Source organism: Helcobacillus massiliensis, assembly GCF_014191425.1.
Classification (GTDB): domain Bacteria; phylum Actinomycetota; class Actinomycetes; order Actinomycetales; family Dermabacteraceae; genus Helcobacillus; species Helcobacillus massiliensis.
Window position 1 is genome coordinate 1 of sequence record NZ_JACHWP010000025.1, and the last position, 12,191, is coordinate 12,191.

11 protein-coding genes are annotated in these 12,191 nt (G+C 66.7%); 8 read left to right on the plus strand and 3 right to left on the minus strand.

The genetic code is table 11. The features are described 5' to 3' along the window. The 3 genes from FHX50_RS11645 to dnaA form a co-directional block, all read right to left on the minus strand. Window positions 1–384 (minus strand): AAA family ATPase (locus FHX50_RS11645; RefSeq protein WP_183377339.1); only part of this gene is annotated, 384 nt, incomplete at its 3' end. Between the two features lie 10 nt (window positions 385–394). Continuing rightward, window positions 395–1,516 (minus strand): DNA polymerase III subunit beta, encoded by a 1,122-nt coding sequence (dnaN, locus tag FHX50_RS11650; protein ID WP_183377340.1) that lies wholly within the window; start codon window positions 1,514–1,516, stop codon window positions 395–397. Window positions 1,517–2,107: 591 nt separating this feature from the next. Next, entirely contained in the window at window positions 2,108–3,739 is a 1,632-nt protein-coding gene (dnaA, locus tag FHX50_RS11655) for a chromosomal replication initiator protein DnaA (RefSeq protein WP_183377341.1), read from the minus strand. A gap of 349 nt (window positions 3,740–4,088) precedes the next feature. Between dnaA and rpmH the strand changes: the two genes are divergently transcribed. The 8 genes from rpmH (at window position 4,089) to FHX50_RS11695 (ending at window position 10,633) form a co-directional block, all read left to right on the plus strand. After that, window positions 4,089–4,226, plus strand: coding sequence for a 50S ribosomal protein L34 (rpmH, locus tag FHX50_RS11660; RefSeq protein WP_183377342.1), 138 nt, complete (start codon window positions 4,089–4,091; stop codon window positions 4,224–4,226). Window positions 4,227–4,243: 17 nt separating this feature from the next. After that, on the plus strand, window positions 4,244–4,648 hold the full coding sequence (gene rnpA, locus FHX50_RS11665) for a ribonuclease P protein component (RefSeq protein WP_183377343.1): 405 nt from the start codon (window positions 4,244–4,246) through the stop codon (window positions 4,646–4,648). A gap of 8 nt (window positions 4,649–4,656) precedes the next feature. Further along, window positions 4,657–4,953 carry a membrane protein insertion efficiency factor YidD gene (yidD, locus tag FHX50_RS11670; RefSeq protein WP_183377344.1) on the plus strand — a complete coding sequence of 99 codons (297 nt, stop codon included), beginning with the start codon at window positions 4,657–4,659 and terminating at the stop codon, window positions 4,951–4,953. Between the two features lie 77 nt (window positions 4,954–5,030). Then, a complete protein-coding gene (gene yidC, locus FHX50_RS11675; RefSeq protein WP_183377345.1) occupies window positions 5,031–6,131 on the plus strand; it encodes a membrane protein insertase YidC in 1,101 nt (366 codons plus the stop codon). Between the two features lie 69 nt (window positions 6,132–6,200). Next, window positions 6,201–6,767 carry a Jag family protein gene (locus FHX50_RS11680; RefSeq protein ID WP_415829905.1) on the plus strand — a complete coding sequence of 189 codons (567 nt, stop codon included), beginning with the start codon at window positions 6,201–6,203 and terminating at the stop codon, window positions 6,765–6,767. After that, the gene (rsmG, locus tag FHX50_RS11685; RefSeq protein WP_183377346.1) at window positions 6,760–7,575 is read left to right on the plus strand and encodes a 16S rRNA (guanine(527)-N(7))-methyltransferase RsmG; all 816 of its coding nucleotides are present in this window, start codon (window positions 6,760–6,762) and stop codon (window positions 7,573–7,575) included. The genes FHX50_RS11680 and rsmG overlap by 8 nt, the downstream gene beginning before the upstream one ends. A gap of 28 nt (window positions 7,576–7,603) precedes the next feature. Next, window positions 7,604–8,461, plus strand: a complete 858-nt coding sequence (locus tag FHX50_RS11690; protein WP_183377349.1) for a ParA family protein — start codon at window positions 7,604–7,606, stop codon at window positions 8,459–8,461. 102 nt (window positions 8,462–8,563) lie between these two features. Beyond that, complete coding sequence (locus FHX50_RS11695; RefSeq protein ID WP_183377347.1) at window positions 8,564–10,633, plus strand: ParB/RepB/Spo0J family partition protein; 2,070 nt, start codon at window positions 8,564–8,566, stop codon at window positions 10,631–10,633. Window positions 10,634–12,191: the final 1,558 nt, after the last annotated feature.

Genomic DNA, 12,191 nt, shown 5'->3' on the forward strand with positions numbered 1-12,191 from the left:
TTCCCCCTTGATGAGCGCGAGGTCCTCCGGTGAGAACAGTACGGCGCGGACCTGACCGAGGACCTCACGGGGGCGGGAGAGGCCCTGCCCGTTGAGGCGGATGGTGGTGCCGCGGCCGGGCGCGAGCTGCGCATCGACCCGGACGTCGCGGCCGGCGCGGACGAACCCGGCGCGGATGATCGCGGTCTCGGCGCCGCGGCGGACCATCGCGGCGTCGTGGGAGACGCGGTGGGAGGACAGCGCCGCGAGGTACCAGACCGCTTCGACGAGGTTGGTCTTGCCCTGGCCGTTCGATCCGACGAACACGGTCACTCCGGGCCGCAGCTGCAGCGTGACGTGCTCGTAGGAGCGGAAGTCGGTCAGGTCGAGGACGCGCAGGTGCATGCGCGCCGCGTCAGATGCGCATCGGCATCAGCAGGTAGCGGTAGGAGTCGTCCGCGTCCGCGTCCTGCGACTCCTGCCCGCGGATCACGGACGGCTTGATCGAGTCGGGCATCTTGAACTGCACGAAGTCGGTGGTGAATGCACCGAGGCCCTCGAGGAGGAACCCGGAGTTGTAGCCGACGACGAGTTCGCCGCCTTCGACCTGCGCTTCGATGACTTCGGATGCCTGGGCGTCGTCACCGGCGCCGGCTTCGAGGGCGACCTGGCCTTCGCTGAAGGTGAGCCGCACGGGGGTGTTGCGCTCGGCAACCAGGCTGACACGCTTGACCGCTTCGATGAGCGGCTGGGTCGCCACGGTCATGGAGTAGTTCGTGTTGTCCGGGAAGAGGCGGCGCACCGGCGGGTAGTCGCCGTCCACGAGGGTGGAGGTGGTGCGGCGGCCGGCGGATTCGAAGCCGATGATGCTGGCCTGCTCGCCGGTGTTCAGTGCGATCTCCACGCTGCCCGAGCCGAGGGAGCGGGCCACTTCGGTGAGGGTGCGCGAGCGCACGATCGCGGACATCTCCGCAGAGGGATCCGACGGGTTCCACGTGAACTCGCGCATCGCGAGGCGGAACCGGTCCGTGGCCATCATGGCGACCTTCTCGCCGTCGATCTCGATGCGCACGCCGGTCAGCAGGGGGACCACGTCATCCTTCGAGGCGGCGATGGACACCTGGCTGATGGCCTGCGCGAACAGCGAGGAGTCGATCGTACCGACCACGGGCGGGAGTTCCGGCAGCGCCGGGTAGTCGCCGATGGGAAGCACGGCGAGGGTGAAGCGGGAGGAGCCGCAGCGTATCTCCACCTTGGTGCCCTCGAGCTGGAAGGAGACCGGCTTGTTCGGCAGGGCGCGGACGATCTCGGAGAGCATACGGCCCTGGACGAGGACTTCGCCGGCCTCATCGACTTCGGCGGGCAGCGTGATGTGGGCGCTGACTTCGTAGTCGAAGGTGGAGAGCTTCAGCTCGCCGGTGGTGTCGGCGACGATCTTGACACCCTGCAGGATGGGCATCGCCGGGCGGGTGGGGAGCGTGCGAGTCGCCCAGGAGACGGCCTCGTTCAGGACATCTCGATCAAGGTGGAATCTCACCGTGTGCTCTCCTTCGTGACAGTCAGAAGCGGATGGTCGCAGCGGCGCAGCCCTCTGGTGTGCGTCTCGGTGCGAACAGGGTCAACTGTAGTCAGTTTCGAGGACCCCCGCGCGGTTCAAAATCCCATCCTTGTCATTCTGAACATCCGTTCGTCTCCGCTCATGTGCACAGGTGTTCGAGCCCGGTCCGCGACTCAGGGCCCGGCCGGCCCCGCTTGTCCACACCCACAGTGAACCAAACTTAAACACTCACCTTAATGACGACTGTTGATCCTGTGCATAAGTGGTGTTTCTGCTGGTCAGGCCGATTTTCGTCGTTCAGGTCGCTTCTGGAGAGCTCATCGAACTCTGTGGACATCATGGGCATAAGTCCGCGGCTGCTCGGTCAGGTGCTGCGGGAGGATCCACATCGGGGCCCGTATGCATGCACAGTATCCCCAAAGTTATCCACAATGTGGATGAAATCGAGGGACGGAAACCAGAGGTTCTGCGGCCCAGCCTGCTGAAACACAGACGTGTCATTCGCGGCGGACACCGCCGGACGCCCGCTGCGGCGCAATGTGCTCGCGCAGCACCCGTCGGCCCGCCGGATCAGCCGCGGCCGTGCTCCTGTGCCTTCGCCTTCACCCGCGCGGTGAGCTCCGACACCTGATTGAACAGGGCGCGACGCTCCTTCATCAGCTGCGTCACCTTCTTGTTCGCGTGGATCACAGTGGTGTGGTCGCGGCCGCCGAACTCGTCGCCGATCTTCATCAGCGGCATTTCGGTGAGCTCACGGCACAGGTACATCGCGATCTGCCGCGCCGTCACCAGCGCGCGGGTGCGGTTGGTGCCCTTGATGTCATCCACGGACAGCCCGAAGTAGCTGGAGGTCTCCGCGATGATCAGCGGTGCGGTGATCTCGGCGGCGCCGTCGTGGATCCGCAGATCCTTCAGCACCGATTCGGCGAGGGAGACGTCCATCGGCGCGCGGGACAGCGAATGCAGCGCCTGCACGCGGATCAGCGCGCCTTCGAGTTCGCGGATGTTGGTGGAGATGTTCTGCGCGATGTACTCGAGGACGTCGTGGGGGACCTCGTCGTTGCCCTCGGCGGTGACCTTCTTGCGGAGGATCGCGATGCGGGTCTCGAGGTCCGGCGGCTGCACGTCCGTCATCAGACCCATTTCGAAGCGGGAGCGCATGCGGTCCTCGAAGCCGCCGAGCTGCTTCGGCGGAAGGTCCGATGTGATGACGATCTGCTTGTTGGCGTTGTGCAGCGTGTTGAACGTGTGGAAGAACGCCTCCATGGTCTCGGGGGCGCGCTGCAGGAACTGGATGTCATCGATCAGCAGGATGTCGATGTCGCGGTAGCGGCGCTGGAACTCCTGAGCGCGGCCGAACTGACCGGAGGAGACGGAGTTGATGAAGTCGTTGGTGAACTCTTCGGAGTTGACGTAGCGCACGTGGATGTTCGGCTGCAGGCCGAGGGCGTAGTGGCCGGTGGCGTGCAGCAGGTGCGTTTTGCCCAGGCCCGACCCGCCGTAGATGAACAGGGGGTTGTACGCCTGGGCGGGCTGTTCGGCGACCGCGAAGGCGGCGGCCTGCGCGAAGCGGTTGGAGGCGCCGATCACGAAGGTGTCGAAGGTGTACTTCGGGTTGAGGCGGGTGGAGGATCCGAGCCCCGACCCAGAGTTATCCACAGAACTGTTCACATTCGAGGCGGATTGTGTGGATCGCTGCTGCTGGGGACGCTGCTGCACCCCGGTCGCGCCGAAGCCGGCGGGCGCATCCTCGGAGGTGTGCGGCGCCGCGGGGGCGGACTGCGCGGACATCGCCGCGAAGGCCGACGGGTCCGCTCCTGCGATGCCTGCGCTGCCGGTCGGCGGGGTCGACTGGCCGGAGGGGGCCGGCTGTGCCGGCAGGGAGGCCGACGGGGCGGGCCGCGGCGCGGGGCCGTCGCTGTGGAGGGAGTCCAGGAGCGACTCGTCGATGGTGACGGCGAAGCGGCTGTCCCGGCCTGTGACCTGGGTGAGCGCTGCTTTCAGCGAGTCGCGGATGGCGGTTTCGAAGATGTCCTTCGCCAGGCCGGAGGGGACGGCGATGAGGGCGGTGTCGTCGAGGAAGCCCTTGAGGCGGGAGAGGGTGAGGAAGGCGATGTGGCGGTCGGAGACATCGGGATCGGCGCGCAGGATCTGAATGCACTGTGCCCACAGTTCGTCGTGGTCGGGCGCCGCGTTGTCCATCGTTGCTCCTTGGTCGGCATGGGGAAGGGCCGGATCGGTGGGGATCGTGCACACAGTTTTCCACAAATGGTGGGGAAAAGTGTCAGCCATTGGGGATAAGGTGTGGTGCAGTCCCGAACGACCCGTGAGATTCCGCCCACAGACGGGCGAAGACACCGCGGATCCATTGACCCTGCCCGCGCACCGCCCTACGCTTGATCAGTCTGTGCTGCGCCACCGGGACTTCCCCTCGACGCTCCCCGTGACGGTTCGACGCGCGAACCCGGCAGCTGCGCAGCCACCGAAAAGCCACGGGGCCCCGCCCCGCCCACAGGCCCCTCCCGGGGCCACCGATCCGTAGGAGAACGAGATGTCCAAGCGCACGTTCCAGCCGAACAACCGCCGCCGCGCCAAGAAGCACGGCTTCCGCGCCCGCATGCGCACCCGCGCAGGCCGCGCCATCATCAACGCACGCCGCTCGCGGGGCCGCGCTTCGCTGTCCGCGTGAGCTGAGCCGGTCCCAGCGTGACCGCTCCCGCTCACCGTCTGCGCCACAGCGACGACTTCCGCCTCACGTCCCGCACCGGGACGAGGGCAGCACGATCCCACGTGGTGGTTCACGTGGCTGTTCCCGATCCGCACACCAGCGGGCCGCGACAGCAGGATGAGCCCCGCGTGGGTTTCGTCGTGTCCAAAAAGGTCGGCAATTCGGTGATCCGTCACCGTGTGACCAGGCGTCTGCGGGAGATCATGCGGCCGCGCATGCACCTGCTGCCCCCGCGCTCCACCTGCGTGGTCCGAGCCCTGCCCGGTATCCAGTCCGTGCAGTTCCAGGACCTCGCCGCGCAGACCGAATCCGCCGTCGCCGCCGCCGTCACCAAGCTGCAGCGGCGCACCGACGGTGCCCAGCGCACCCGTCGGCCGGCCTGACCACCACCATGCGCTCCCCGCTGCAGTGGCCCACGGCGATCCTCACCGCCCTGGTCCGCGCCTATCAGCGGGGGATCTCGCCGTACACGCCGCCGGCGTGCGGCTTCACCCCCGTGTGCTCCCAGTACGCGGTGGACTCCCTGCGCCGCCACGGCGCCGTCAAGGGCACCGTGCTGTCCGCGTGGCGGATCCTGCGCTGCAACCCCCTCACCGGGGGCGGCCTCGACCCCACCCCGGCGCCGGGCATGTGGAGCAATCCACGCGCCCTGCGCAGGCCCGAGGACCGCGCAGGCGACGACTTGTAGATTAGACCCGAACCCGACCGACGCCGCCCCTCGCATGACCGTCATGCGCATCCGGGACGGATAGAAAGACAAGGCCGATGTCAAAGATTCTGATGCCCATTGAATGGGCGGTCTTCTGGATCATGGTGCAGTTCCACAAGGTGCTGTCCTTCGTGATGGACCCCAACAGCGGCTGGACCTGGATCCTGTCGATCGTGGGTCTGACCGTCCTGGTCCGCATCCTGATCCTGCCGCTGTTCGCCAAGCAGATCCGCGCCTCCCGCGCCATGCAGATCGCCGGCCCCGAACTGCGGGCCGTGCAGCAGAAGTACAAGGGCAAGACCGACCCGGAGTCCCGCCAGGCGATGACGCAGGAGACCATGGAGGTCTACCGCAAGCACGGCGCCTCCCCGGTGTCCTCGTGCCTGCCGCTGCTGATCCAGATGCCGATCTTCTTCGGCCTGTTCCGCGCCCTGTTCTACACCCTGCCGGAGCACTCCCCGGGCGGGAAGAGCTACGGCGAGACCTTCGGCGGCATGACCCCGGAGCTGGCGAAGAGCGCCTCGACCTCCACGATCTTCAGCAACACCACGATCGCTGACAGCTTCCTCTCCGGCACCATCGAGACGAAGCTGATCACCGGCATCATCATCGCGCTGATGTGCGCCGTCACGTTCCTCACCCAGAAGGAACTGACGATGAAGAACCTGCCGCCGTCGGCCCTCGAGGGCCCCGCGGCGAACATGCAGAAGATCATGCTCTATGTTCTTCCGTTCATCTACATCATCACCGGCCCCGGCATGCCGCTGGGCGTGCTGATCTACTGGCTCACCACGAACGTGTGGAGCTTCGGCCAGCAGTGGTGGATGATCCGCAACAACCCGACCCCCGGTTCGGACGCGGAGAAGGTCCGCCACGAGCGCATCAATGAGAAGCGCGCGAAGAAGGGTCTGGAACCGCTGGACTTCCGCCCCGCGAAGGTGGAGAAGCCGGTCGAGGAGCAGCAGATCCGCGTCCAGCCGAAGCGCTACGAGAAGGGCCGCCGCCTCTCTGATGAGGAGATGCTGGAGCGGGCCCGCCGCCAGCGCGCCGAAGCACAGGCCAAGCGCCGTGCCCAGAATCCCGGCGGCAGCTCCGCAGCCGGCAGGAAGGGCTCCGGCAAGAAGAAGTCCAGCGCGAAGAAGCGCAACCGCCGCTGACGGCGACCCAGGCGGGCTGCCCCACCCCACGTGGGTGGAACCCGCACACCCGAGTGAAATGAGGCCATTGTGAACGACACCCCCACTGCCGACACCCCGGAGGATCTGCGCGAGGACCAGGCGCCCGAGGTCGAGGAGACCTCCGCCGACTCCCACAGCAACGGAGGCGACCGCCTGCAGCGCCTCGAGGAGGAAGGCGATTTCGCCGCCGACTACCTCGAAGAGCTGATGGACATCGCTGACCTGGACGGTGACATCGACATCGACGTGGACGGCGACCGCGCCTCCGTGGAGATCCGCGGTGCCGACGAGCTCGCCGCGCTGAACGAGCCGAAGGGCGAACTGCTGGAGGCGCTGCAGGAGCTGACGCGCCTGGCAGTGCAGGCCCGCACCGGTCAGCGTTCGCGCCTGATGCTGGACATCGGCGGTTTCCGCGCGAACCACCGCAGCGAGCTGGAGGAGCTGGCTGAGAAGGCGGTGGAGCAGGCGAAGAACGGCACGATCCCCGTGCCGCTGCGCCCCATGAACCCGTTCGAGCGCAAGGTGGTGCACGATGTCGCCAAGCGCGCCGGTCTCCGCTCGGAGTCCGATGGTGAGGGCGGCACCCGCCACGTGGTGATCTACCCCCATGACTGAGCGTCTGGCGCCGCCGGCGGAGCACCGTGCGCTGGCTGAGGAGCTGTTCGGCCGCAACCTGCCGCTGGCGGAGCGCTACGCCCGCCTGCTGCAGACCAAGGGCGCGGAGCAGGGCCTGATCGGCCCGCGCGAGGTCGATCGCATCTGGGAGCGCCACGTGCTCAACTGCGCGCTCATGGTGCGTGCGCTGGAGACGCCGCAAGGGGCCGACGGGGCCGCTGCATCCGACGGCTCTGCCGCATCCAGCGGGTCCGGTACCTCTGCTGAATCCGCCGACTCTGCTGCGGCCTTGCCCGAGCCCGTCCGCACGCTCGCCGATGTGGGCTCCGGCGCTGGCCTGCCCGGCCTGGTCCTGGCGATCGCCAGGCCCGACATCGACATCACCCTGATCGAGACGATGCAGCGACGCTGCATCTGGCTGGAGGAGACCCTGGAGGATCTCGCCGCCTTGGATGAGGAGGACTTCGTCGGCACGCAGCTCCCGCAGGTGACCGTGGTGCGGGCCCGCGCGGAGGAGCTGCACGGTGAGCAGGAGTTCGATGTGGTGACCGCGCGGGCGGTTGCGGCGCTGGACAAGCTCGCGAAGTGGACGCTCCCGCTGGTGCGGGTGGGCGGCCGGCTCGTGGCGCTGAAGGGGCAGAGCGCCCCGCAGGAGATCGAGAAGGCGCAGAAGACGCTGCAGCGGCTGGGCGGGGAGAACGCCCGGATCGAGCTGATCCGAGCGGAGGGCATTGAGGTTCCCACTACAGTGGTGAGCGTTGATGTGACCGCACGTCCGCAGAAGAAAGGCTCCCGTGGTGGCAAATAGCAAAGGCTCGCAGGAGGACACTCCGCTGATGCGGCAGCTGAGGCAGGACACCCAGCTGCGCAGGAAGCTGGAGAACGCCACCTTCGAGGCGCCGGCGGAGACCCGCATCATCTCGGTGGCGAACCAGAAGGGCGGGGTCGGCAAGACCTCCACTGCTGTGAACGTGGCGGCTGCGCTGGCGCAGGGCGGCCTGCATGTTCTGCTGATCGATGCGGACCCGCAGGGCAATGCGTCCACCGCGCTGGGTGTGGAGCACGATCCCGATATCGCGTCGTTGTACGACGTCCTGGTGGATGACAAGCCGCTGCACGAGATCCTGGTCCCCTCGGAGCAGTTCGAGACGCTGCAGTGTGCGCCCGCCACGATCGACCTGTCGGGTGCGGAGATCGAACTGGTGCCGATGGTGGCGCGGGAGTCGCGGATGAAGAACGCCATCCGTGCCTACATCGAACACCGGGAGCAGGCGGGTGAGCCGCGCCTGGACTACATCTTCATCGACTGCCCGCCGTCGCTGGGTCTGCTGACCATCAATTCGCTGGTGGCGGCGCGGGAGGTGCTGATGCCGATCCAGGCGGAGTACTACGCGCTCGAGGGCATCGCGATGCTGTGGAAGAACATTGAGCTGATCCAGCAGCATCTGAACTCGGATCTGCGGGTGTCCACGATTCTGCTGACGATGTACGACGGCCGGACCCGGCTGGCGTCGCAGGTGGCGGAGGATGTGCGCGAGCACTTCCCGGAGCAGACCCTGCAGACTCTGATTCCGCGGTCGGTGCGGATCTCCGAGGCGCCCAGCTACGGCGAAACGGTGATCACCTACGATCCGGGGAGCACCGGCGCCCTGGCGTACCGCGCGGCGGCGCACGAGATCTCCACCCGTTCCTGACTTATCCGACGCGCGGCGCGGCAGAACGACCTGCTGGCGGTTCGCGCTTCAATCGTGGGCCTGGAAGAATCATGGCTTCCAGCAGACTGATGAAGGAAGACTATGGCGAAGAAACGCGGACTCGGTCGCGGGATCGGCGCGCTGATCCCCAGCGCAGCTCCCAGCGGTCGGCAGGCGGAGCCGGCGAAGCCAGCGGCAGCTGAGAAGCCGACGGAGGCCCCCTCCGGCGAGTCCTCGAAGGCGACGGCGTCCTCGGAGAAGAAGTCGACCCCCGCGAAGTCCAGCGCCGCGAAGTCGTCCTCGGTGAAGTCGGGCGCGACCGCGAAGAAGTCTGCGCCTGCGACGAAGGCCTCGACTACCACCGCCGCGTCCGCTCCCACTGCTGCTTCTGCCCCCACCGCTGCGTCCGCAGCGTCTCCCGCTCCCGCCGAGGAGGCGGCTCCCGCGCTGCGCACCCGTCGGCAGGCCGACGGAGGCCGCGGATCCCAGTCGCAGAGCTCCGCAGCCGATTCCTCCACTGACGGCTCCGCCTCGGCGGACCGCAGTGGTGCTGCCTCCTCCGGTCGTGCCTCGAGCCGCCCGGTGGACATGTTCTTTTCGGGTGATCCCGTCGGCGCTCCCCGCGAGGATGCGGCTGCCCGTCGGCGCGATCTCGCCAACGATATGGCGCGCGCTGCCCGGTCCCGCCGTGCCGCCTCCAAACGTTCCGCCACTGCAGGTGCGGCCGCGCCCGCGCCGGCTGCTGCGCCGGCTGCTGCGCCGACGTCAGCCCCCTCCGCCGCTCCGACTGCCGCCCCTGCTGCGGCGAGGCCCGCTGCGGCACCGACCGCGGCTCAGCAGAAGGACGCTGACGCCTCCGGCACCAGCGTGGAGGAGAAGGTCCTCTCCCCGGCTGGGGAGACCCGTGCTCCCGCAGCGCCGACCCCTGCACCGGAGCAGTCTCCGGCGGCCGTGACGGCAGCGACCCCGGACGCTGACCAGACTGACGCCCCGGCTGCCGAGTCGGCAGAGCGCACGGATACCGAGAATGCGGCTCCTGCGCCGGCGGCGTCGTCGAAGTCCGCGACCGAGGGCTTCGGGTACGACGATGTGGTGATGGTCGGTGAGGACGAGCGCCGGTTCGATCCCGACGCGGCTGGGCCCGCTGCGGCAGCCGAATCCGAGGCTGACGATGCTCCTGGGGCAGATGCCTCCGCTGAGGCGCCGTCAGCGGCCTCTGAGACGGCTCAGGACCGCTCCGATGAGCACGAGGATCCCTCCGTCGCTGCGGCCGCGTCCGGGGCTGAGGACGAGTCCTCCAGCGCCTCGGAGCTGTCGATCGACACAGACGATCTCGTCGCTGTTCCCGGTGCCGAGTTCGCGGAGCTTCCCATCAATGAGATCCGCGAGAACCCGCGGAACCCGCGCACCGTCTTCGATGAGGAAGCGCTCGATGAGCTGGCGTACTCCCTGCGCGAAGTCGGCGTCCTGCAGCCGGTTGTGGTTCGACCAATTCCGGTCACGGAGAGCGGCGAATCGTTTGAGCTCGTCATGGGTGAGCGCCGTTGGCGCGCCGCGCAGCGCGGTGGGCTGACCTCGATCCCGGCGATCATTCGTGAAACCAGCGACGATGACCTCCTGCGCGATGCTCTGCTGGAGAACCTGCACCGCAGCCAGCTGAACCCCCTGGAAGAGGCCGCCGCGTACGCGCAGCTCCTGGAGGACTTCGGTTCCACGCAGGACGAACTGGCGGAGCGCATCGGCCGCTCCCGTCCCCAGATCACCAACACGCTGCGTCTGCTGAAGCTGGCGCCGCTTGTGCAGCGCCGTGTGGCCTCCGGGGCCCTCTCTGCGGGCCATGCGCGCGCTCTCCTGGCCGTGGACGATCCGAAGCTCCAGGAGGAGCTGGCGGCCCGTGTGGTGGCCGAGGGGCTGTCAGTCCGCGCTGTTGAGCGCCTGATCTCCACAGGCAGCGGCCCGACGGGGCGTGCATCCACTCCCCGCCGCACCACCTACAATCCGCACGTGGTGGACCTGACCTCCCGCATCAGCAACCGCTTCGAAGCTCCGGTCCGGATCGATGTGGGCAAGCGCAAGGGCAAGATCACCTTTGAGTTCTCCTCGATGGAGGATCTCGATCGCCTGGCGTCTCTCCTCGGGATCGACGCCGATGACCTGCCCGGCGAGGGCTGAGCGTCACGGCCTGGTTCTGATTACCATCCGGTAAGGGAGGGTGCCGACGAGTGCCCTCCCTTTTCTCTGCCCATCTCGTCCGTCCGGGTCGAGCGCGGGTGAGCTGTCTGTGCTGCGCAGTGTTCGGTTGTGCTGTGGCGCGTTGAGCTGTGCTGTGCTGTGCTGTGCTGGCTGTGGCTGGGTTGCCGCGGGCTGCTCCGTGCTGACTGTCTCTTCCGTCCACTGACTTGGGGCGAGATCCGTCAGGGTGCTCACCCGCGCTGATCTCACCTCTCGAGTGCTGTATCCACGTGTGTGCACTCTTCTGTGGATAACTCCGTGAAACGATCCCTGACCTGCGCGGATAGTGGCACTGGTCGGGCTCTGGTCAGGACTTGTCGCCCTCTCTCGGGCCGCCTTGTGGACAAGGACAGCGGCACTGATCTGCCGCTAGGTTTCACGTGGAACCTCAGCCCCCGTCCCCACGCATCCTCAGCGGCAGCGCGCGTTGAGTACCAGCGTGACGTCTGGATGGAGCGGCGTGTTTGAGGGATCAGTTCAGGTGCCGGGACCATTGAGTCCGACCCGGCAGATAGGTCGTTTCACGTAGAACTGCTGAGTAATGGACCACGCCCAGGGTGCGCCTATTCGCTTCGCTGTCGGTCCGAGGGTGTGGTGACTTGTCCCAGGAGTCGAGTTTCACGTGGAACCGGTCCGATAAGTGCTGATCAGCGCGTTGTTGGAGGTGTTCCACGTAAAACACTTCGATAGACATGACGTCATGGTTTGCTCCAGTCGGGTCTGGACACCCACTTGTGCGAAAGATAGCTAGCCTCCTCAGGTTTCACGTGAAACAGACCCTTTCCACTAGAACCTTCGCGCACGTAGACACGACAGAGCGATGGGGTACACCCTCCTGACGCTGCACGACTGTGGAGTTCAGCTGACTGCCACCCTCTTGAGTTGTCGTATCTGACTGTGGTTGTACGTGAAACGGCGACGGTGTGGATGCGCAACGCGGGAGGAGTTCGCATGCAGACAATGCCGCGAAGTGGTTCCACGTGAAACACGCTTGTTCAACCTCAGTCAGGACGCAACATCGTGCCGGCCAACCGGCATGCACCCTTGACCCTCTTCGTTTGCTGTGCGGCTAGGAAAACTGTGCCCTGCGGGCATGTCCGTTGATTGACACATTGCGTACTCGGCCGAGGTGGCGGTGGACGTGTAGTTGTGCTCACTCGGTTCCACGTGAAACCAACGCTCTCGGCAACAGAAGCGCAGGCAATCATTCGGAGTGGTATTTCGACCTTGGCAGAGCCGCTGCCCCGAGTCACTGTGTTCGGTCAATCGAAAGTTGTGCTCTTCGGTGGCAATGAGTTCTCAATGTGGGGAGATGCTGCGGTGCTGTGTCTGCGACAGTGTGTTCCACGTGAAACCACTGAGACGGAACGACAGGGAGGGAGCTACGGCCATGGCGACTCTCCACTGGCTCAAGTTGCGGTCGTGCGAGGTTTCACGTGAATCCTCGACGACGTGCCACATTCGGCGGCGTAGGGTGCGAAGGCTCTCCGGCGTGCTT